Origin of the sequence: Brevundimonas aurantiaca (assembly GCF_904830995.1) — a bacterium.
GTDB lineage: Bacteria > Pseudomonadota > Alphaproteobacteria > Caulobacterales > Caulobacteraceae > Brevundimonas > Brevundimonas aurantiaca.
Map to the genome: position 1 here is coordinate 1,340,077 of NZ_CAJGVD010000001.1, position 20,147 is coordinate 1,360,223.

18 protein-coding genes are annotated in these 20,147 nt (G+C 66.5%); 5 read left to right on the forward strand and 13 right to left on the reverse strand.

Translation table 11 applies throughout. From position 1 onward, the window contains the following. Window positions 1-2 precede the first annotated feature (2 nt). From JMT67_RS06715 to JMT67_RS06725, 3 genes are all read right to left on the reverse strand, one after another. Window positions 3-812, reverse strand: coding sequence for a pyrroline-5-carboxylate reductase family protein (locus JMT67_RS06715; RefSeq protein WP_201463030.1), 810 nt, complete (start codon window positions 810-812; stop codon window positions 3-5). Continuing rightward, window positions 812-1,315 carry a type III secretion system chaperone family protein gene (locus tag JMT67_RS06720; RefSeq protein ID WP_054766514.1) on the reverse strand — a complete coding sequence of 168 codons (504 nt, stop codon included), beginning with the start codon at window positions 1,313-1,315 and terminating at the stop codon, window positions 812-814. The genes JMT67_RS06715 and JMT67_RS06720 overlap by 1 nt, the downstream gene beginning before the upstream one ends. Window positions 1,316-1,391: 76 nt before the next feature. After that, window positions 1,392-1,691, reverse strand: a complete 300-nt coding sequence (locus tag JMT67_RS06725) for an accessory factor UbiK family protein (protein WP_054766515.1) — start codon at window positions 1,689-1,691, stop codon at window positions 1,392-1,394. A 177-nt stretch (window positions 1,692-1,868) separates the two neighbouring features. Between JMT67_RS06725 and lgt the strand changes: the two genes are divergently transcribed. The 3 genes from lgt to pgeF are packed head-to-tail and all read left to right on the forward strand — an operon-like array spanning window position 1,869 to window position 4,611. Beyond that, complete coding sequence (gene lgt / locus JMT67_RS06730) at window positions 1,869-2,738, forward strand: prolipoprotein diacylglyceryl transferase (protein ID WP_201463031.1); 870 nt, start codon at window positions 1,869-1,871, stop codon at window positions 2,736-2,738. Beyond that, the gene (locus JMT67_RS06735; protein ID WP_201463032.1) at window positions 2,735-3,832 is read left to right on the forward strand and encodes a class I SAM-dependent methyltransferase; all 1,098 of its coding nucleotides are present in this window, start codon (window positions 2,735-2,737) and stop codon (window positions 3,830-3,832) included. Before lgt ends, JMT67_RS06735 begins: the two co-directional genes overlap by 4 nt. After that, a complete protein-coding gene (pgeF, locus tag JMT67_RS06740) occupies window positions 3,829-4,611 on the forward strand; it encodes a peptidoglycan editing factor PgeF (protein WP_201463033.1) in 783 nt (260 codons plus the stop codon). Before JMT67_RS06735 ends, pgeF begins: the two co-directional genes overlap by 4 nt. Window positions 4,612-4,660: 49 nt before the next feature. Here pgeF and lpxC read toward each other — a convergent pair whose 3' ends face one another. The 10 genes from lpxC to murC form a co-directional block, all read right to left on the reverse strand. Then, entirely contained in the window at window positions 4,661-5,560 is a 900-nt protein-coding gene (gene lpxC / locus JMT67_RS06745) for a UDP-3-O-acyl-N-acetylglucosamine deacetylase (protein ID WP_182713328.1), read from the reverse strand. A gap of 183 nt (window positions 5,561-5,743) precedes the next feature. Continuing rightward, window positions 5,744-7,342 (reverse strand): cell division protein FtsZ, encoded by a 1,599-nt coding sequence (gene ftsZ / locus JMT67_RS06750; protein ID WP_201463034.1) that lies wholly within the window; start codon window positions 7,340-7,342, stop codon window positions 5,744-5,746. Between the two features lie 230 nt (window positions 7,343-7,572). Then, entirely contained in the window at window positions 7,573-10,863 is a 3,291-nt protein-coding gene (locus tag JMT67_RS06755) for a TonB-dependent receptor (RefSeq protein WP_233455821.1), read from the reverse strand. Window positions 10,864-11,337: 474 nt separating this feature from the next. Then, entirely contained in the window at window positions 11,338-12,630 is a 1,293-nt protein-coding gene (gene ftsA, locus JMT67_RS06760; protein ID WP_201463992.1) for a cell division protein FtsA, read from the reverse strand. 62 nt (window positions 12,631-12,692) lie between these two features. Beyond that, a complete protein-coding gene (locus JMT67_RS06765; RefSeq protein ID WP_201463036.1) occupies window positions 12,693-13,577 on the reverse strand; it encodes a cell division protein FtsQ/DivIB in 885 nt (294 codons plus the stop codon). Beyond that, window positions 13,565-14,506 (reverse strand): D-alanine--D-alanine ligase, encoded by a 942-nt coding sequence (locus JMT67_RS06770; protein ID WP_201463037.1) that lies wholly within the window; start codon window positions 14,504-14,506, stop codon window positions 13,565-13,567. The genes JMT67_RS06765 and JMT67_RS06770 overlap by 13 nt, the downstream gene beginning before the upstream one ends. 87 nt (window positions 14,507-14,593) lie before the next feature. Continuing rightward, on the reverse strand, window positions 14,594-15,502 hold the full coding sequence (gene murB, locus JMT67_RS06775; protein WP_201463038.1) for a UDP-N-acetylmuramate dehydrogenase: 909 nt from the start codon (window positions 15,500-15,502) through the stop codon (window positions 14,594-14,596). Then, window positions 15,499-15,894, reverse strand: a complete 396-nt coding sequence (locus JMT67_RS06780) for a type II toxin-antitoxin system VapC family toxin (protein ID WP_201463039.1) — start codon at window positions 15,892-15,894, stop codon at window positions 15,499-15,501. Before JMT67_RS06780 ends, murB begins: the two co-directional genes overlap by 4 nt. After that, window positions 15,894-16,139 carry a type II toxin-antitoxin system VapB family antitoxin gene (locus tag JMT67_RS06785; protein ID WP_201463040.1) on the reverse strand — a complete coding sequence of 82 codons (246 nt, stop codon included), beginning with the start codon at window positions 16,137-16,139 and terminating at the stop codon, window positions 15,894-15,896. Before JMT67_RS06785 ends, JMT67_RS06780 begins: the two co-directional genes overlap by 1 nt. 69 nt (window positions 16,140-16,208) lie before the next feature. Next, a complete protein-coding gene (gene murC, locus JMT67_RS06790) occupies window positions 16,209-17,621 on the reverse strand; it encodes a UDP-N-acetylmuramate--L-alanine ligase (RefSeq protein WP_201463041.1) in 1,413 nt (470 codons plus the stop codon). Window positions 17,622-17,811: 190 nt separating this feature from the next. Between murC and JMT67_RS06795 the strand changes: the two genes are divergently transcribed. Together JMT67_RS06795 and JMT67_RS06800 are read left to right on the forward strand one after the other, a co-directional pair. Continuing rightward, window positions 17,812-19,899 (forward strand): carbon starvation CstA family protein, encoded by a 2,088-nt coding sequence (locus tag JMT67_RS06795; protein WP_201463042.1) that lies wholly within the window; start codon window positions 17,812-17,814, stop codon window positions 19,897-19,899. Beyond that, complete coding sequence (locus tag JMT67_RS06800; protein ID WP_224764281.1) at window positions 19,892-20,128, forward strand: YbdD/YjiX family protein; 237 nt, start codon at window positions 19,892-19,894, stop codon at window positions 20,126-20,128. Before JMT67_RS06795 ends, JMT67_RS06800 begins: the two co-directional genes overlap by 8 nt. Window positions 20,129-20,147 lie beyond the last annotated feature (19 nt).

The window sequence follows — 20,147 nt, forward strand, 5'->3', positions numbered from 1 at the left end:
TCTCAGGCGCCCATTTCGCGGTTGCGGCGCACCGCCGCCGCGACCGTGTCGTTCAGCATCTCCGTCAGACGCCCGTCCCTCGCCATGGCCTCCAGCCCCGCGCGGGTCGAGCCGCCGGGCGAGGCGATGCGGCCGATCAAGGCGTCCAAGGGATCATCGCCCATCGACTCTGCGGCGGATCGCAGGGTGGCGCGGGCCAGAACGTCAGCCGTGCCCGCGTCCAGTCCCGCCGCCTCCCCGGCGCGCGCCAGGGCCTCTGTGAAGGCGTAAAAATAGGCCGCGCCCGATCCGGCCACGGCCGTCGCGGCGTCCATCAGGGCTTCGTCCGCCAGATCGACCGTCTCGGCCATCGGCTGGAACAGGGCGCGACCCAGGGCGCGCGCCCGATCATCGGCCGACCAGACCGAGGCGACCCCGCGTCCGCGCGAGACGCCGGTGGTCGGCATCACCCGCACGATGGGCCAGCCGCCGATCCCCTCGGCCAGGGTCGGCGCCGTGACGCCCGCCATGACCGACAGGATCACCGCCTTATCGCCCAGGAAGGGCAGAAGCGGCGTAATGACGTCGCGCCACAGGGCGGGCTTGACCGCCAGGACGATCACCTTGGCCTCGGCCAATACCTCGAGCGGCGGATTGACCCGCGCGCCCTGCGCCCGTGCGGCTTCTGCGGCGGGCTTTTGCGAGGGCGTCAGGATGATCAGGTCGGAGGCCGCGACCGTCTGGGTCAGCAGCCAGCCTTCCAGAATGGCCGAGCCCAGCCGACCGCAGCCGACCAGGACGACGGGGCCTTCCACCGGCTGGGGATCAGCCATCAGGCGTTGCCGACCGTCTCGAACAGGCAGGCCTCTATGGCCTCCTGGGGCTTCTTGTTCCCGCGCACCATGAAGTCGAAGGCGGGGTAATAGCGGTCCGCCGCCTCGATCGCCGCATCAATCATCGAGGCCGCCTGGGCCAGGGTCGGCCGCTCGCCCATCGGCAGGGCCAGGGAATGGCGGAAGACGATCTCGCCGTCCTCGGCCCAGACCTCGAAATGGCCCATCCAGGTGCGCTGATTGATCAGGCCGACCAGTTCGTGGGCGGCCGTCTTGCGGCTCTTGGCCACCTTCAGATCAAGGGCGCAGCACAGTTGCAGGCAGTCGCCCTCGGGCCGCCAGGCGAACCAAAGCTCGTAATCCTTCCAGTCCCCTGCGAGCGCAAAGGCCAGATCGCCGTCGTCGGTGCGATCGAACGGCAGGTTCTCGGCCGTAAGAACATGCTCCACGACCTCCAGCGGGTCGAAGGGCACGTCCGTTTCCTCGGGCCGGGCGATGTCCATCAAGTCTCTCAGTTCGGGCTGCGGCCGCCAGAATCACGGCCGTTAACAGAGTGGTAAGCCTGTTCGCGGATTCGGCTCAACCGGCTGCGTCCCCGGGTTGAGTTCCATCTGTGGACGTTCCCGCAGCGGGCTTGGTCGAAGCCTTGGCGGCGGGCTTCTTCCCGGCCTTCAGCTCGGCGATCTCGGCCCGCAGGGCGGCGATCTCGTCCTTCAGCACATCGAACTCGTCGCGCCGGACCAGGTCCATCTCGGCGACGATCCGGTCGGTCTGGGCGCGCCAGGCGGTCTTGGCCTCTTCGCCGGCGGCCTGGGCCAGGCCCATGGCGCCCGTCGTCAGCTTGGCGAACTCATCCAGAAGGGGATTGCGGGTCTGCATCGAAAGGCTCCGACTCGAACGTCGTTAACGGAGGGTCACCGACTATGGTGAACGAAACCTTTCTTTCTGCTGCTTCGGCGGCGCCATCAAGGCGTCGTGATGCGTCTTCACAGGCGACGTAGGCGGCGACGCTTGCTAAACCGCCCGTCAAGAGAACGGCCAGCACAGGAAATCCCCTTGCCCTTTCCCGAATTCGATCCGGTCCTGATCCATCTCGGACCGCTTCCGATCCGCTGGTACGCCTTGGCCTATGTGGCCGGCATCGTCCTGGGCTGGTGGTACGCCGCCCGACTGATCAAGACCGAACGCCTGTGGGCGCCGGGCAAGCCGCCGATCAGCACGACCCAGCTGGACGATCTGGTGCTGTGGATCGTGCTGGGCATCGTCCTGGGCGGCCGCCTGGGCTACGCCCTCTTCTACAAGCCGGTCATGTACGCCCAGCTGTTCACGGGCCAGACCCTGGGCGAACGGTTCGAACTGTTCCAGCTCTGGACCGGCGGGATGAGCTTCCACGGCGGCTTCCTGGGCGTCTGCCTGGCCATCGTCCTCTATTCGCGCGGCCAGAAGATCGACATGCTGCGTCTGGGCGACGTGGTGGCCCCGGTGGTGCCGATCGGCCTGATGTTCGGCCGTCTGGCCAACTTCATCAACGGCGAACTCTGGGGCCGCGAGACGACCGTTCCCTGGGCCATCCGCTTCTGCAACGCCCGTATCCAGCAGATGTACGGCTTCTGCCCCGCCGGCGACGCGCCGCGCCACCCCAGCCAGCTCTATGAGGCGGGCCTGGAGGGGATCGTCCTGCTGTCCATCCTGTCGCTGGGCATCTGGAAGTTCGACCTGCTGAAGAAGCCCGGCTATGTCACCGGCCTGTTCCTGGTCGGCTACGGCGTCTGCCGCGCCGCGCTGGAGAATGTGCGCGAGCCCGACTTCGGCATGCCCGACTTCCCCCTGGGCCTGACCATGGGGATGATGCTGTCCATCCCGATGATCCTGGTCGGCGCCTGGCTGGTTTGGCGCGCCTGGAACCGGCCGCCCGTCGCCGCATGAGCGAAGCCGAGAGCCTGAAGACCCGTCTGGCGCGCGAGATCGCCCTGACAGGGCCGATGACGGTCGCCGACTATGTGACCCGCTGCCTGCATGATCCCAAGGGCGGCTACTACGCCTCGCGACCGGCCCACCAAACGATTCTGGGAGAAGGCGGCGACTTCATCACCGCCCCCCTGATCAGCCAGATGTTCGGCGAACTTATCGGCCTGTGGGCGGTCGAGACCTGGAACCGGCTGGGCGCGCCCGAGCGGTTCCGTCTGGTCGAGGTCGGCCCCGGCGACGGGACATTGATCAGCGACGCCCTGAGGGCGGCCCGCCTGGTTCCCGGCTTTCTGGAAGCCTGCGACCTGATCCTGCTCGAGCCCAGCGGACCTTTGCGCGATCTGCAGGCCAGGGCCCTGGCCGGCGCCGACCTGTCGCCGCGCTGGGTGCGCGACCTGACCCAGATCGAGACCGACGTCCCTGTCGTCCTGATCGCCAACGAGGTGCTGGACTGTATGCCCGCCCGCCAGTTCGTCCGCACCGAGGACGGCTGGGCCGAGCGGCGGATCGGCGTCACCGACGACAACGACCTGATCTTCGGCCTGACCGCGATCACCGGCGGCTTCGAAAAGCCCCCGTTCGACATGACGCCGGGCCAGATTTTCGAGATTTCCGAACAGCAGGCGATCTTCGGCCGCGACCTGGCCCTGCTGATGAAGGCCGCCTCCGGCGCTGCCCTGCTGATCGACTACGGCCGCGCCCGGCCCGAGGCCGGCGACACCCTTCAAGCCCTGCGCCGCCACCAGAAGGTCGATCCGCTGGACAGTCCCGGCGAGGCCGACCTGACTCAGTGGGCCGACTTCCCGCGCGTGCTGGAGGCCGCCGTCCGCGCCGGCGCCGACGTGACCGGCTGCCTGGGACAGGGCGACTTCCTGCGCCGTCTCGGGATCGAAGCCCGCGCGGAACGGTTGAAAACGGGGCGCCCCGATGCGGCCCCCGTCATCGACCGCCAACTGCACCGCCTGACCGCCGAGGACCAGATGGGACGCCTGTTCAAGGCCGCCGCAATCTTCTCCCCCCGCTCGCTGATCGTGCCGGGATGGGATCAATGAGCGACCCGCTGACCAGCCTGGCCCCCATCACCCATCCGCTGCTGACCGCCGCCGGCTTCGACCACGGCTTCTTCACCCGCGCGGGCGGCGTTTCGACCGGCATATACAAGGGCCTGAACACCGGCGTCGGCTCCAAGGACGACCCGGCCGCCGTGGCCGAGAACCGCCGCCGCGTGGCGGCCCATTTCGGGGCTGACGCCGATCATCTGAACGGCTGCTATCAGATCCATTCGGCCGTCGCCCGGGTCGCCGATGGCCCGTGGCGCGGCGACCGCCCCGAGGGCGATGCGGTCGTCTCGGCCGAACCCGGCCTGCTGTGTTCGGTCCTGACCGCCGACTGCGCCCCCGTTCTGATGGCGGACCCTGAGACCCGGATCGTCGCCGCCGTCCACGCCGGCTGGAAGGGCGCCCTGGGCGGGGTGGTCCATTCCGCCGTCTCGGCCATGGAGGCCCTGGGCGCCGCGCCGCGCCGCATCCTGGCCGTCGTCGGCCCCTGCATCGCCCAGCCCAGCTATGAGGTCGGCGTCGATTTCCAGGAGCGGTTCGCCCACCACGACCCCGGCAGCGAACGCTTCTTCAAGCCCGGCGCGGCGGACGACAAACGCCTGTTCGACCTGCCGGGCTTCGTCCTGTGGCGTCTGCAACAGGCCAGGATCGGCCAGGCCGTCTGGACCGGCCACGACACCTGCGCCGACCCGGACCGCTTCTATTCCAACCGCAGGGCGTTCCAACGCGGAGAGCCGGATTTCGGGCGCTTGATTTCCGTGATCGGGGTCTGACTTAATCCGCTTGCCCTCTCCCTCCCCGTCCGGGGAGGGAGAGGGTGTATCACCCCGCCTGGGCCAACTCCGGTACGCGCGTCACTTCCCGCCACGCATGCGGCGCAGCCAGCAGGGCGCGGACCAGCTTGTTGTTGACCGCGTGGCCGGCCTTGTAACCCTCGTATCGGCCCAGCAGGGGCGCGCCCAGGACGTAAAGGTCGCCGATCGCGTCCAGCGCCTTGTGCCGCACGAACTCGCGTTCCATGCGCAGACCGCCGGGGTTCAGAATCTGGTCGCCGTCGATGACCACGGCGTTCTCCAGCGAACCGCCGCGGGCCAGACCCGCCTGGCGCAGGGCCTCGACCTCATGGGCGAAGCCGAAGGTGCGGCAGGCCATGATCTCCTGGCGGAAGGTCGCCTCGTCCACGACGAAGTCGATCACCTGATTGCCGATGGCGGCCGAGGGGAAGTCGATTTCGAACCGCATCTCATAGCGGTCGCACGGCAGAAGCGCGGCGTGTTTGTCGCCCTCGACGACATGAACCGTCTCCAGGATCTCGATATAGCGCTGGGGCAGCGCCTGGGGCCGAAAGCCCGCCCGGTCCAGCAGCCGCACGAACTCCAGCGCCGAGCCGTCCAGGATCGGCAACTCCGGCCCGTCCACCTCGACCACGGCGTTCGATACGCCCAGCGCACAGAAGGCCGCCATCAGGTGCTCGATGGTCGACAGGCGCACGCCCTCCACATTCTCGATCATGGTGTTCAGCCGCGCGTCCACGACCGCCTCGCCCGACACGGGGATGCGGTTGTCGCGGTCGGTGACGTCCGTGCGCACGAAGACGATCCCCGTCCCCGCAGGCGCAGGCCGCACCGCAAGCCGGACCCGGCGGCCCGTGTGCACGCCAACGCCGGCGATAATCGCCGGTGCGATGAGGGTGCGTTCCTGATGGTCGTTCCGGACCGGCAAAGGCAAACTCGCTTCGTTACCGCCGCAGCCCATGGGGACGGACTGCGGCACAGGCCCGGTCTAACGGTTGGCCGGCAACAGGAAAATGAAAGTCGGGTTTCGGATTGTTTCGTTCTGATACGGACGGAACGAAAAACGCCCCGAAGCCGGGCTTCGGGGCGTGGTGGTCAGTTTTTCCGGCGGTCAGTTGGCGAGACGGCGGAGAAAAGAAGGGATCTCCAGATCGTCGTCAGCCTGGCCCGCTTCCGGCTCGGGCGCCGACTGCGGCTGGGCCGACTGGCGCATCTGCGGCTGGGCGCGGCTGTAGGCGGGCTCGGGCTGCGGCTGGGCGCGCTTGCCCCGACCGAACAGGCTCCAGCCGCTGCGGCGATGGTCGCGGTCGTCATAGTCGTCCGCGGCCGGCTCGGGCGAGCGCGCGGCGTAGAGGTCGCCTTGGGGTTCGACCGGGGCGCGGCTCGGCTGGGCCGAGGCGGCCGGGGCGCGCGTCTCATACTCCTCGACCCACGGATCGACGATCGGCTCCAGGGTGCGCGGCGCCGGTTCGGCGACGCGGATCACCGGCTCGGGACGGGGTTCGGCCGCAGCCGGGGCCTGAAAGCTGGGGACGACAGGGGCGGCTTCGATGCGGGGCTCGGGACGGGCCTCGACGCGCGGTTCCGGGGCGCGTTCGGCGCGGACCGGCTCGCGATAGGTCTCGCGGGCGGGCTCCGGGGCGGCGCGCGACGTCTGGGTTCCGTACAGGCCCCCGGCCGAGCGGCGGGCGCTGTGATCGGCCAGGGGGGCCGTCGGCGCCGAGGGCTCGGCGCGCTGCACCACGCCTTCGTCCATGCCGGTGGCGACCACCGAGACGCGGATCTTGCCGTCCAGCGCCGGATCGAAGGCGGCGCCGAAGATGATGTTGGCGTCGCCGTCCACCTCGGCCGAAATGGCGTTGGCGGCTTCGTCGACCTCCAGCAGGGTCATGTCCAGACCGCCGGTGATGTTGACCAGCACGGCCTTGGCGCCCTTCAGGCTGGTTTCGTCCAGCAGCGGATTGGCGATGGCGTTCTGGGCCGCCATCAACGCCCTGTCATCACCGGATGCCTCGCCGGTGCCCATCATCGCCTTGCCCATTTCGGACATGACGGCGCGCACGTCGGCGAAGTCCAGATTGATCAGGCCCGGCAGGATCATCAGGTCGGTGATCGAGCGCACGCCCGAGTGCAGGACCTGGTCGGCCATGCCGAAGGCGTCGGCGAAAGTGGTGCGTTCATTGGCGACGCGGAACAGGTTCTGGTTCGGAATGACGATCAGGGTGTCGACATAGCGTTGCAGCTCGGCGACGCCGGCGTCGGCCAGGCGCATCCGGTGGCGGCCTTCGAAGGTGAAGGGCTTGGTCACCACGCCGACCGTCAGAATGCCGCGATCGCGCGCGCATTTGGCGATGACGGGCGCCGCGCCCGTGCCGGTGCCGCCGCCCATGCCGCAGGTGATGAACACCATATGGGCGCCTTCGAGGTGCTGATGGATCTCGTCGGCGGATTCCTCGGCGGCGTTCATGCCGACCTCGGGGTGGGCGCCGGCGCCCAGGCCTTGGGTGATGGTCTCGCCCAGCTGGATGCGGCGATCCGTCTTGGCGAAGCTGAGGTGCTGCGCGTCGGTGTTGGCCACGACGAACTCGACCCCTTCCAGGCCGGCGTCGATCATATTGTTCACGGCGTTGCCGCCGGCGCCGCCGACGCCGAACACGACGATGCGGGGCTTCAGTTCAGTGTGTTGCGGCTTGACCAATGAGAGCGACATTCTGTTTTCCGACCTTCCGACCCTGCCCCTCGTCCCAAGGCGAACACCCCGCCGAATCACCTTGGTTATGAGCGCGTTAAGGATTGCACCCACGAGGGTTAAGAGATGGTTACGGCGATAATGTGAGTCGGACTCGAGAACAGCACAAAGTGCGAGCTTGGCTGGAGGTTGATGCAAAAAAATGGGGCGGCCTTGTCAGGCCGCCCCCGGAGGTCTTGAAGATTGGCCCCTTACCAGGGCCGATAGTTGAAGCCGATGTTGAAGCGGCGTCCGTAAGGATCGAAGTTCGAGTAGAGCGTCGTACCCAACCACGGCGCCTGCTCGGCGTTGGTCACATTGGTTACGCCAAAGCGGAGATCAAGATCTTCGCGCATGGCGTATTTGAACTGCAGGTCATGACGAGCGAAGTTTCCGGTGTCGAAATACTCAGCTGGCCGCGAGTCCGGATTGTTGATGGCGTCGCGGCGCTGAACAATGTCCTGAGCCGTCTGCCAATCGACAATCCAGGTCGCCGTGAACTTGTCATTCGGCGAATAGGACAGCGAGGACGTCATCCGAACCCGCGGATAATACAAGGAGCTCGAAAGTTCCGTGAAATCGTTCGGATTGGAGATGTTGTTGAACTGCTTCTGCTCGATCAACCACGTGCCACGCAGGCTGTAGTTGATCCGGCCCAGCGACCAAGGCGTGATGTCCGCCAGGTCAGCCGCATAGTTCACGTTGAAGTCCAGGCCGCGCGTAGTCCGCTTGGCGAAGTTGAACGACGCTTGCAGGAAGTCCGTGATCTTGAAGCGGTCATCGTTAGGCGCAGGCAGATCCACGGCGGAACGCGTAATGACGTCGCAGAAAACGTCGTTCAGTGTCGGGCCGTTGACGCACAGGTTCGCAGACGTTTGGCCCGTAACCGTTGAGAGCAGGTCCTTGATCTCGATCTCGTAATAATCGAGCACCAGGCTCAGACCGGGCGCGATCGGAGGCTGATACACCACCGAGAAGGTGAAGGACTCTGACGTTTCCGGCTTGAGGTTGGTGTTGCCTGCGAGGGCGCCGGAAACGCTCGAGCTATACACCGGCCGGAACGCATTGGTGGCCGTGGGATCGGAGAAGTTGAACACTCCACCCAATCCCAGAGACGCCGCTTGGGTCGAGCAGTTCGCAATACGCTGGTTCGCAATGGTGCGGTCAGACAGATTGGCGATCACCTGCGCATCGCAAGGGTCCGTAATGGAAGCGAAGGTTTGGACGCGAGGCCCAAAACGTTCGCTCAGATCGGGCGCGCGGGTCGAGGTGTTGAAGCTCGACTTGAAAGCCAGCTCCGGCACGGGGCGATAAACCAGGTTGATGCCATAGACGTCATCGCCGCCGGTCGTGGTGTAGTCGGAGTAGCGGTACGAACCGCTCAGCTCTGCATAATAACCCAGGAAGCTTTCGCGGAAGAGCGGAACCGCCAACTCAGCAAACACTTCCTTGGTTTCATACTCAGCGCCGGGGGCCCAATCGTCGCCGATGTTGCTCAACAGCCAGCGACCTTCGGCCGTGCGGGTGCGCCCCGTGCCGGTCGTTTCTTGACGGCGGTACTCGGCGCCGAGCGCGACGCCGATCGGGCCGGCGCCCCAGTAGTCACCCACAGTAGCCGAGATCGACGCCACAGCGCTGTCTTGCGTGTTCTTCTCGTCCACCCCCGTCTTGGCGGTGATGTAGTTGATGGCTTCCTGGCTGGCGGCGCCTTCGCCAAAGATGTTGTAAGGCTGGCATTCAGCAACTTCGGGGCTGCTGGCCGTCAACGCGCCAGCCGACCCGGCGGCGGCGCCGGTGTTCTGGTTGGCGATGGTCGCACCGTTGGCCGTCAACAACTTGACCCGGCACACGATCGCATTCGGCGTCCCAAGAACTCCGGCGGTGTCGCGCACGGCGTCCAGAGCGAAGGCGTAGCGAAGACCATCGACCGGGTATTCGGTGTTTTGGTTTTCCACCTCGCCGTGAGTGTAGCCGATATCCCAGCTGATGTCCTTGACGAACCCGAAGCCGTCGTGGGTGCCGTCGGCGCTCACGACAAAGCGGTTTAGTTCGCGAGTGTTTTCTTGGATGCGATCACGAGACCAGGCGGTGTAACGCGCCCAAGGAGCGTTGAACTGTGCGAGGGGCGCGCCGGGGGCCGTCGCCGTGGACGTGCCGTACGGCTGTACGACGTTGCCTTGGATCTGGGCCAGCACATTCGCCGGGAGGAAGGCATTGTCGAGCCGCGACAGAAACGCCGTGGGGCTTGACGTTCTGGCGTTCAGAACCGGCCGTTGCTGCTGCGCAAGCGAATACGAGTTCGTGAAATAGACGTCAGCAAAGGCGGGACCGCCATTTTGCTCCGACTCTTCATAAACGTATTTATATTCTGCGTGAAGGTTGATGTCCGGCGTGAGCTTGAAGTTCAGCCCGGTCTGGTAACGTTGGCTGCGGGACTGAGGGAAGTAGGATTCGCGGTTGAACAGTGCGGGGTTCTCACCGTCCCCGCCGATATGGGTGCCCTGGAAGCGGCCCGTGTTCGCCACCTTGCCGCCGAAATCGGCCAGACGCGCATTGCCGTTCTCGTCAAAGACATAGGTCAGGCCCGGACGGGGATTATAGCAATCCGCCGTCAGGGGACCGTTGGCCGCAAGACAGTTGGAGCTGGTGGCCACATTGGGGACGTTGGGGTTCAGCGTGGGATCGGGCCGCACGCCGTTGGCGATCGTCAGTTGACCGCCACGCAGGATCTGCAGCTGCCGCAGGTCACGATAAAGAACAGCGTCGTAAATACCGTCCGAGGTCAGACCGACAGTGGTCGGATCCGCATCATTGCCGACCAGACCCCAGGCCTTGCCCAACCATTCGATCGATTCCGCATTGACGTCTTCAATGTCTTCGTATTCGCCGAAGCCGTACACATTGAGCCGGTCGTCCAGCAGATTGACACCGCCGAGGATCGAAATCCTCTTGGTGGTTTCATCCCCCCCCTTGTTTATGATGCCGTAGTTGCCATCGACCTCGAGCCCTTCGAAATCCTTGCGGAGGACGAAGTTCAGGACGCCCGAAACAGCGTCGGCGCCGTAAACCGAAGACGCGCCGCCCGTCACGATTTCAATATTCTGGATCAGAAGACGAGGGATCGTATCAACGTCAACCGCCAGCGAACCGGTCTGAGATCCGACGTGCCGGCGACCGTCCACCAGGGTCAGGGTCCGCCCCGCGCCCAAGCTGCGCAGGTTCGGAAGCGAAAGCCCCAACGCTCCCAGCGCATTACCCGTTGTATCGGAAGGAACCTGCGAATTCGACAGGGCCGGAATGGTGGCCAGATAGTCGATCACCGTCGTCTGACCCGTCTCCAGAAGGGCCTCTCGCGACACCTGAATTAGGGGCGTAGGAGCCGTCGTGGGGTCACGACGAATGCGAGACCCGGTGACGACGATTTCTTCGACGTCCGTCGTCGATTCCGATGAGGCGGGTGTCGAGCTCTGCGTTTGGGCGAAAGACGGGGCGGCCGCAGCCAAGACGCCCGCCAAAATTGTCGTGCCAAACAGGATTTTACGAGTGGATCTCATTGAATGAACAGCCCCATGAAAAATCGGGCGGCGATGGGCCGCCACGAACGTGAAGGGTTTGTAACAAGATGGCGGCAGGTATCCATCATTTCGAACACATTCCGAACGTCTTGCCGTCCATATGTAGCGGCAAAGCCACAATTTCGCCTTCGGCTCCTCAGCAAATGAGGTTCAAAATCCTTTGAATTCTGCTGAATTGCGAAAATGTTTTGCGTGTACATGCAAGTTTTCGGGTTATGTTACCAAAACACGTCGATTTATCGGTTAATAAATCCGCGAAATGTGAAAGGTATTTATAAGGCGGCCCGAGATTGATCGCAGCGCCGAAATCGGGGCAAGAAGGTTGCTAGAGGCACCAACCAAGCTTGGTCTCGGCTACATCAAGCGCCGAGTTTGGACTGACGGCCGAAAAGCAGGATTATCTTACAGATTATCCCGCAGCCACCCCGCCACACGCCCCACCACATTGCCGCGGTGCACCTTGGGCGCATCCGCAGCCGTGATTTGCCGCGCCATCAGCTTCCTGGCCGACACCGCCTCACGGGGTCCATAGGCCGCCCGCAACAGCACCCCGGCGGTGGCGCAGAAAGCCGGTCCTGACGCGGCGTCGGCCAAATGTGGCGCCCGTTGGGGTTTTCCGAGGCGGACGGGGCGGTCGAAGACGCGCACGGCCAGTTCCCGCACGCCGTTCAGCTGGCTGGCGCCGCCGGTCAGGACCAGGCCGGCGCCGGGCTCAAGGCCGACCCCTGCCGCCTTCAGCCGGTCGCGCAGCAGTTCCAGCGTCTCTTCCACGCGCGGGGCGATCACCGTCTTCAGCATGGCGCGCGGCACAATGACCGGGCCGGCCGAGGCGTCTTCGCCGCGCGGCGGCGCCTCCAGCATTTCGCGGTCCTCATTGGCGCTGGCCATGGCCGAACCGTGCAGGGTCTTCAGCCGCTCGGCGCCCGCCTTGGACGTGGACAGGCCGCGGGCGATGTCGGACGTCACATGGTCCCCGCCGACGTTCAGGCTCTCCACATGCAGCAGGGACCGTCCGCCCCAGACGGCGGCGCTGGTCGAGCCGCCGCCCATGTCGATACAGACGGCGCCCAGGTCCATCTCGTCTTCTTCCAGGGCGGCGAGCGACGAAACGACGGGCGCGGCGGCCACCCCCTGGAGATCCAGATGGGCCAGCTCCAGACAGTGGCTCAGGGTCGTGAACACATTCTCGGCCATGGAGACGACCAGAAGATCCAGCCCCAGCGACCCGCCGCGCATCGCGCGCGGATCGTGGACGCCGCGCGCCCCATCCACTGACCAGGCGATGGGCAGGACGTGGATGGGCCGACGGTTGGGCAGACGGATCTGGGCCAGGGCCATGCCGATGGCGCGAGCCAGATCGGCGTCGCCGACGGGATTGGAGCCCAGGGACACCCGGGCTTGGACGCGGTGGCTGGCAATCTGGCCGATGGCGGTCGTCACGACGACGCCGGAGACCGGGCTCTGGGCCGCGCGTTCGGCCCGTTCGACGGCATGGCCGATGGCCTGGGCCGCCTCGTCCATATTGATGATGGCGCCGCCCCTGACGCCCTTGGACTGGACGTGGCTGGCGCCGGCGACGCGGATGGTGCGGTCGGCGTGACGCACGCCGTCCGGCTTCATGATGAAGCACGAAACCTTGGACTGGCCGATGTCCAGGGCGGCGATCACCGGCGCGCGGCCGGCGCGGGGGTCCATCCCCCGGCCCTGGTCGTTCGCCGATCCACGCTGCATTCCCGCCATACTCCTACTGGTCCCTGTTAAGCGTCGGCGGCGGGGCGCACCGCAATTTCGTCCGGCGTTCTCAGATCGACCCGGGCGAAGCCCAGGTCGAGCAGGCGTTCGCGCTGATCCAGCGCATCCAGGCGGATCAGGGCCGCCTCCTGTTCCGTGGCCGGCAGCTGGATCAGGCTGCCGTCCTTCAGGCGCAGATCCCAGCGGCGTTCGTCCACCCGCACCACCGCGTCCACCCGGCTCATCAGGCGCGGCCGCTGGGCCAGCAGAGGCAGGATTTCGGCGGCGGCCAGATCGGCGCCCTTGCCCACGACCAGAGGCAGGGTGGGATAGCGGCGGGCGTCGGCGCCCTTGATCACCTGGCCCCGTGTGTCGATGACCTTGATCTGACCGGCCTCTTGCCAGACGGCGAGGCGGTCATGCTCCTTGACCTCGATGATCAGGGTGTCGGGCAACAGGCGCACGACGCGCGCGGACTTGACCCAGCCCACGCCCTGCACCCGGTCGCGAATGGCGTCCAGATCCAGGCTGGTGATCGGCTGGCCTGAATAAAGACCCAGGGCCTGCTGAATGGCCGGCTCGGCCTCGGCCGAGGCGCCGGTGATGTGAACCCGCTTCAGCGACAGTCCCATGCCGGCCGTCATCCCGTCGATCCCGTGGGAGACGGACTGGCCGATCCTTTCGGCCCGCGCGCCCGTCGACAGAATGCCGACGACCAGAAGGGCGCCGGCGCCCAGGGCGATCATGACGGTGCGGGGGGAGACGTCGATCCGGCCGATGGCGGCCATCTTGCCGGGAATGGCGGACGCAGGCTTGGGCGCCCCGCCGCGCGAACGCCCTCCCTTCTTGGGGGCTGCGCCACGCGAGGAAACCGCACTCTGTCGCCGACCGCCGCGAACTACCGCGGGCATGAGGCGTCCTCCACCATCCACCGAACCAGGTCTTCGTAGCTCATTCCGACATGGGCGGCCTGCTCGGGGACGAGCGAGGTCGGCGTCATGCCCGGCTGAGTGTTGACCTCCAGCAGAACCAGATCGTCCTTAACATCGTCATAACGGAAGTCGCTTCTGGACACGCCTTTGCAACCCATGGCGACATGCGCCGCCTCGGCCTGGCGCAGGGCCGCCTCGAAAACGGCGGGCGGCAGGACGGCGGGCAGGACGTGAACCGAACCGCCCGGCGCATATTTGGCCTCATAGTCATAGAAGCCCTTGGTCGGGGTGATGTCGGTCACGGTCAGGGCGCGCGGCCCGTCCGCATAGCCGATCACGGCGACGGCCAGCTCCTTGCCGGCGATATAGGGCTCGACCATCACCTGTTCGCCATAGGCCCAGGACGGATCGCCCACCTCGGCGACCGGCCGATTGGCGCCCTCGCGCACCAGATAGACGCCGACGGACGAGCCCTCGGCGTTCGGCTTGACCACATAGGGCGGTTCGATGACGTGGCGCGCCGCCACCTCATGCCGGTCATACAGGCCGCCGCCCGGAACCTTGATCCCCGCCGCCCTCAGCACGGCCTTGGACTTGTTCTTGTCCATCGCCAGGGCCGAGGCCAGGACGCCGGAATGGGTATAGGGAATCCGCAGGGTCTCCAGAACGCCCTGGACGCAGCCGTCCTCGCCCCAGGCGCCGTGCAGGCAGTTCAGCACCACGTCCGGCTTGATCAGGCCCGACAAGACGTTCGCCAGATCGCGCCCCGCATCCACGCGGCTGACGCGCACCCCCTGCCGCTCCAGCGCCTGGGCGCACTGTTCGCCGGAGGTCAGCGACACCTCCCGCTCGGCGGACAGGCCGCCCATCAGGACGGCGACATGAAGGTCTTCGAATGCGCGGGTCATGGGCTCTCCGATTGCGGCCGAGATGTTTAACAGGCCGTCAACCTTGTCGCCCGCGCGAGGTGAAATTTGTGCGTCAAACGCCGGTGATCAGAGGCGACGCCCGATCCGCTTGATCTCCCACTCCAGCTGAACGCCGGTCTTCTTCAGGACGTCCGCCCGCACCGCCTCGCCCAGGCCCTCGATGTCGGCCGCCGTCGCCTCGCCGGGGTTGATCATGAAGTTGGAGTGCAGCTCGCTGAACATGGCCCCTCCCCCGGTCTCCACGTGCAGCTTGCCGCGCCAGCCGGCCTCGTCGACCAGTTTCCAAGACGAGTGACCGGGCGGATTCTTGAAGGTCGAACCGCCGGTCTTTTCGCGGATCGGCTGGGTGGTTTCGCGGCGGCTGGTGATCTCGTCGATCCGGGCCTGCACCGCCTCGGGCGCGTCCGGGGTTCCACGATAGACGGCCTCAACCCAGATGATGTCGGCCGGCGCCTGCGAATGGCGATAGGTGTAGCCGAAGTCGGCCAGGGCGTAATCGACCCGCTCGCCCTTGCGGTTCAACCCCCAGGCCGAGACCAGCACATCCTTGGTCTCGGACCCGTAGCAACCTGCGTTCATGGTCAGGGCGCCGCCGACCGTGCCCGGAATACCGGCGTAGAATTCCAGCCCGGCGATCCCCGCCTTCGCGCTGGCCTTGGCCACCATGGAGTCCAGCGCCCCTGCGCCGGCCGTGATCGTGTGGCCGTCCGTCGTCACCTGGGCCCAGGGCCGGCCGGCCAGGCGGATCACCACCCCCTCGACCCCGCCGTCGCGGACGATGACGTTCGATCCGACGCCCAGAACCGCCACCGGCACGGCCGGATCCAGGGCCTTGAGAAAATCAGCCAGATCCTCGGCGTCCGCCGGAATGAACAGGGCCTCGGCCGCGCCGCCGACGCGGAACCAGGTGTAGGGCCCGAGCGGTTCGTCCCGCAGCAGCTTGCCGCGAACGGGGGGAAGGGTGATCTCGGTCATGCGGCTTCGATGTCGGTCCGGGAAAAGTCGTCGCCCTTGTACAGCAGGGGCGATCGCGCGTGGCGAGCGCAGGCATAGGCGAAACAGTCGCCGAAGTTCAATGCCGCCGGGTGACGGCCCTTGCCGTACCGGACGTGAGCGCGGATCGCCTCGCGCCGCGCCTCGGCGGGAATGGCGACCACCTCGATATTGAAGTCGGTCAGGAAGGCTTCCACGGCGCCCTCGGCGTCATGGACTTCCATATTCCTGCGCCGCGCCACCGCTATGACCGTCTCCCAAACCGCCATTGGAGAGGTCAGGCGAGGCGAGCCGCGCTGTAGACGCTCAAAAAGATTTCGCGCGTCGGACTCGCCGGTCAGGATGGCGGTCAACGCCGAGGCGTCGACGAACATCAATCCCGCTCATAGAGGCTGTCGATCCAGGCCTTGTCGATCGGCTCTCCTCGCTCTCTTGGCGCTCGCGCCTCCAGCGCCCGGACGAAGGCGAGGCCGCGTTCCACGAAGTCCGACGGCGTCTCAACCTGCTCCAACTCGCGACGCAGCGCGCGGCGCACCGCCTCCGTCTTGCTGATCCCTGCGATGCGGCTGAGGCGTTCAGCCATCCGATCGACTTCGGGATCCTTCACATAAAGGGCCATGGCGTCCTCGAGGGATATACCGTCACGCCACAATATATACTTTCCAGACCTCGCCGGACAAGCCGGGCGTCACCCCAGCGCCTCCAGCTGCGCCGGCAGGCCATAGGCCCAGCTGGTGATGTCGCCGGCGCCCAGCAGCACGACCACGTCCCCCGACTGGGCCTCTTCCTTGATCAGACGCGGCAGGACGGCGGCGTTCTCCAGCGCCTGGACATGACGGTGGCCGTAGCGGCGGATCCCTTCAGTCAGGGCGTGCTTGTCCACCCCTTCGATCGGCTGTTCGCCCGCCGGATAGACGTCGGCGACGATCACGCTGTCGGCGTCGGAGAAACTGGTCGAGAAGTCGTCCATCAGGTCGCGCAGACGGGTGTAGCGGTGCGGCTGGACCACGGCGATGACCCGGCCCTCGCTCACCTGACGCGCCGCCTTCAGCACGGCGGCGATCTCGACCGGGTGGTGGCCGTAATCGTCCACGATTCGCACCCCGTGCACCACGCCCGTCGTCGTAAAGCGGCGCTTGACCCCGCCGAACCCGGCCAGACCCTCGCGGATCGCCTCGTCGGATACGTCCAGCTCGCGCGCCACCGCGATGGCGGCCAGGGCGTTGGACACATTGTGCCAGCCCGCCATCGGCAGGTGCAGATTGTCGATTCGGTGCGTTTCGCCGTTCTGGATCACCACGTCGAACCGGGCGCCGTCCGGCCCCATCTGGCACCCCTCGGCCCGCACCATGGCCTGGGGATTGACGCCATAGGTCACCAGCCGCCGGTTATCGATCGAGGCGACCAGCTTCTGCACCTCGGGATGGTCCAGGCAGACGGCGGCGAAACCGTAGAAGGGGATGTTCTCGACGAAATCGACGAAGGCCTTCCGCACCGCGTCGAAGTCGCCGTAGTGGTCCAGGTGTTCCGGGTCGATGTTGGTCACGATCGCAACAGTGGACTTGAGCCGCAGGAAGCTGCCGTCGCTCTCATCCGCCTCGACCACGATCCAGTCGCCGTCCCCCACCTTGGCGTTGGTGCCATAGGCGTTGATGATGCCGCCGTTGACCACCGTCGGGTCCAGACCGGCCGCATCCAGCAGGGCCGCGACCATGGAGGTCGTTGTCGTCTTGCCGTGGGTGCCGCCGACCGCGATGGAGAACTGCAGCCGCATCAGTTCGGCCAGCATCTCGGCCCGGCGCACCAGGGGGATGCGACGCTCGCGCGCGGCCTTCATCTCGGGATTGTCGGCCTTGACCGCTGTCGAATAGACCACGGCCGAGACGCCCTCGCCGACATGGGCGGCGTCGTGGCCGATGAAGATCTTGGCCCCCAGCTTCTCCAGACGTTCGGTGTTGGCGCTGGCCTTGGCGTCCGAGCCCTGAACCGAATAGCCGATCTTCAGCATGATCTCGGCGATGCCGCTCATGCCTATGCCGCCGATGCCGACGAAATGGACGGGACCGAGGTCGAACGGGACGGGGCGAAGGCGAGCGATCATCCGATGCGCTTAGCAATAGATTTGGCGGATTGCACGGGGGGGGCGTGTATCCAAGTTTCGAAGCCGCGCGAACGGATCGCGCGCCGGAACGCCGGGCCCTGCCTACGACTTTAGTCGATTGGCCTTCGGCGGGCCTATCGTGCAAACAGGACGCGAAATCGTCAGTCGTCCGGTCGAGTAGGAGTAGGTCGTGGGCAAACTTGGAACCCCTCTGGTATTTGGGGTCATCGCGATCCTGGGGGCCGTCTCATTGGGCGTCATCGCCCTGCACCAGGGCGAAAGCGTCAGCGCGGTCTGGATGGTGGTCGCCGCCGTCTGCACCTATGCGATCGCCTACCGCTTCTACAGTCGCTACCTGGCCGGCAGGGTCATGCAGTTGCAGCCCTCGCGCCCGACCCCGGCGGTGCGGCGCGACGACGGCCTGGACTATGTGCCGACGCCCCGGAACGTCCTGTTCGGCCACCACTTCGCCGCCATCGCCGGCGCGGGGCCTCTGGTCGGGCCGGTGCTGGCGGCCCAGATGGGCTATCTGCCCGGCGTGCTGTGGATCCTGGTCGGCGCCGTGCTGGCGGGAGCGGTGCAGGACATGATGGTCCTGTTCATGTCCACCCGGCGCGACGGCAAGTCCCTGGGCGACATGATCCGCACCGAAATGGGCAATATCCCCGGCGTCATCGCCCAGGTCGGCGTGCTGATGATCATGGTCATTATCCTGGCCGTCCTGGCCCTGGTGGTGGTCAAGGCCCTGGCCGAGAGCCCGTGGGGAACCTTCACCGTCGCCGCCACCATTCCCATCGCCGTGTTCATGGGGCTCTACACCCGATTCCTGCGCCCCGGCCGCGTCGGCGAGGTCTCGGTGATCGGCGTCGTCCTCTTGATCCTGGCCATCATCGGCGGCGGCCATGTCGCGGCGGATCCCTTCTGGGGCCCGGCCTTCACCCTGACCGGCCCGACCCTGGCGATCCTGATGATGGTCTATGGCTTCATCGCCTCGGTCATTCCGGTCTGGCTGCTCTTGGCCCCGCGCGACTATCTGTCGACCTTCCTGAAGATCGGCGCCATCGTGGCCCTGGCCGTCGGCATACTGATCGTGCGTCCGCACCTGCAGATGCCCGCAATCACCCCCTTCATCGACGGCACAGGCCCGGTCTTCGCCGGCGCCCTCTTCCCCTTCCTGTTCATCACCATCGCCTGTGGCGCGGTGTCGGGCTTCCACGCCCTGATCTCGTCGGGCACCACGCCCAAACTGCTGGAGAACGAAGCCCAGATTCCGATGATCGGCTACGGCGCCATGCTGTGCGAGAGCTTCGTCGCCGTCATGGCTCTGATCGCCGCCACGGTTCTGGACCCGGCCGTCTATTTCGCCATGAACAGCCCGGCCGCCGTCATCGGCAAGGATGCGGCCTCCGCCGCCGCCGCGGTGGCCCAGTGGGGCTTCCACATCACCCCCGGCGAGCTGGAGCAGCTGGCCCGCGACGTGGGCGAGCATTCGATCCTGTCGCGCGCGGGCGGCGCCCCCACCCTGGCCGTGGGCATGGCCCACATCCTGTCGGGCGTGATCGGCGGCAAGGCCATGATGGCCTTCTGGTATCACTTCGCCATCCTGTTCGAGGCCCTGTTCATCCTGACCACGGTCGATGCCGGCACCCGCGTCTGCCGCTTCATGATCCAGGACCTGCTGGGCGTCGCCATGCCCCAGATGCGCGAGACCAAGTCCTGGGGCGCCAATGTCGTCGCCACGGCCCTGACGGTCGGTCTGTGGGGCTATTTCCTCTATACGGGCGTCGTCGATCCGCTGGGCGGCATCAACAGCCTGTGGCCCCTGTTCGGCATCGCCAATCAGATGCTGGCCGCCGTCGCCCTGATCCTGGGCACGGTCGTCCTGTTCAAGATGAAGCGGGAGCGGTTCGCCTGGGTCATGGTCGTCCCGGCGACCTGGCTCCTGATCTGCACCCTGACGGCCGGCTTCCAGAAGCTGTTCCATCCGGACGTCCGCATCGGCTTCCTGGCCCACGCCCGGAAGTATCAGGAGGCCCTGGGCGCCGGCGAACTGCTGGCCCCGGCCAAGACCGCCGGCGACATGCACCGGATCATCGTCAACGACTACGTCAACTCCGCCCTGACGGCGGGCTTCCTGTTCGTGGTCGTCACCATGGTGATCTATGGCGTCCTGGCCTGTCGCAAGGCCTATCTGAACAGCCGCCCGACCGTGCGCGAATATCCCGAGGCGCACGATCTGACCCCGGCCGACGATGCGGCGGACGTCGCCCGTGCCTGATCCCTCGGGCCAGGACGATCTGCTGTGCCTGTGCCGCGACGCCGCCGTTCGGTGGGGTCGCGGCGTCCGGCGCACGGCCGGCGCCATGATCGGCCAGCCGGACTATGAGGCCTATGTCCGGCATGCGACCGCGACCCACCCCGACCAGCCGCCTCTGGACAAGATCGCCTTCTTCCGCCTGCACGAGCAGCGCCGTTTCGGCGGCGCCGGCGGCTTCAAATGCTGCTGAGCTGACAGCCGAGCCTTCG

Coding starts and splice junctions, on each gene's coding strand:
- JMT67_RS06715 (WP_201463030.1), bottom strand. CDS start 812: ATGGCTGATCCCCAGCCGGTGGAAGGCCCCGTCGTCCTGGTCGGCTGC.
- JMT67_RS06720 (WP_054766514.1), bottom strand. CDS start 1,315: ATGGACATCGCCCGGCCCGAGGAAACGGACGTGCCCTTCGACCCGCTG.
- JMT67_RS06725 (WP_054766515.1), bottom strand. CDS start 1,691: ATGCAGACCCGCAATCCCCTTCTGGATGAGTTCGCCAAGCTGACGACG.
- JMT67_RS06735 (WP_201463032.1), top strand. CDS start 2,735: ATGAGCGAAGCCGAGAGCCTGAAGACCCGTCTGGCGCGCGAGATCGCC.
- pgeF (WP_201463033.1), top strand. CDS start 3,829: ATGAGCGACCCGCTGACCAGCCTGGCCCCCATCACCCATCCGCTGCTG.
- ftsZ (WP_201463034.1), bottom strand. CDS start 7,342: ATGTCGCTCTCATTGGTCAAGCCGCAACACACTGAACTGAAGCCCCGC.
- ftsA (WP_201463992.1), bottom strand. CDS start 12,630: ATGGACCCCCGCGCCGGCCGCGCGCCGGTGATCGCCGCCCTGGACATC.
- JMT67_RS06765 (WP_201463036.1), bottom strand. CDS start 13,577: ATGCCCGCGGTAGTTCGCGGCGGTCGGCGACAGAGTGCGGTTTCCTCG.
- JMT67_RS06770 (WP_201463037.1), bottom strand. CDS start 14,506: ATGACCCGCGCATTCGAAGACCTTCATGTCGCCGTCCTGATGGGCGGC.
- murB (WP_201463038.1), bottom strand. CDS start 15,502: ATGACCGAGATCACCCTTCCCCCCGTTCGCGGCAAGCTGCTGCGGGAC.
- JMT67_RS06780 (WP_201463039.1), bottom strand. CDS start 15,894: ATGTTCGTCGACGCCTCGGCGTTGACCGCCATCCTGACCGGCGAGTCC.
- JMT67_RS06785 (WP_201463040.1), bottom strand. CDS start 16,139: ATGGCCCTTTATGTGAAGGATCCCGAAGTCGATCGGATGGCTGAACGC.
- murC (WP_201463041.1), bottom strand. CDS start 17,621: ATGATCGCTCGCCTTCGCCCCGTCCCGTTCGACCTCGGTCCCGTCCAT.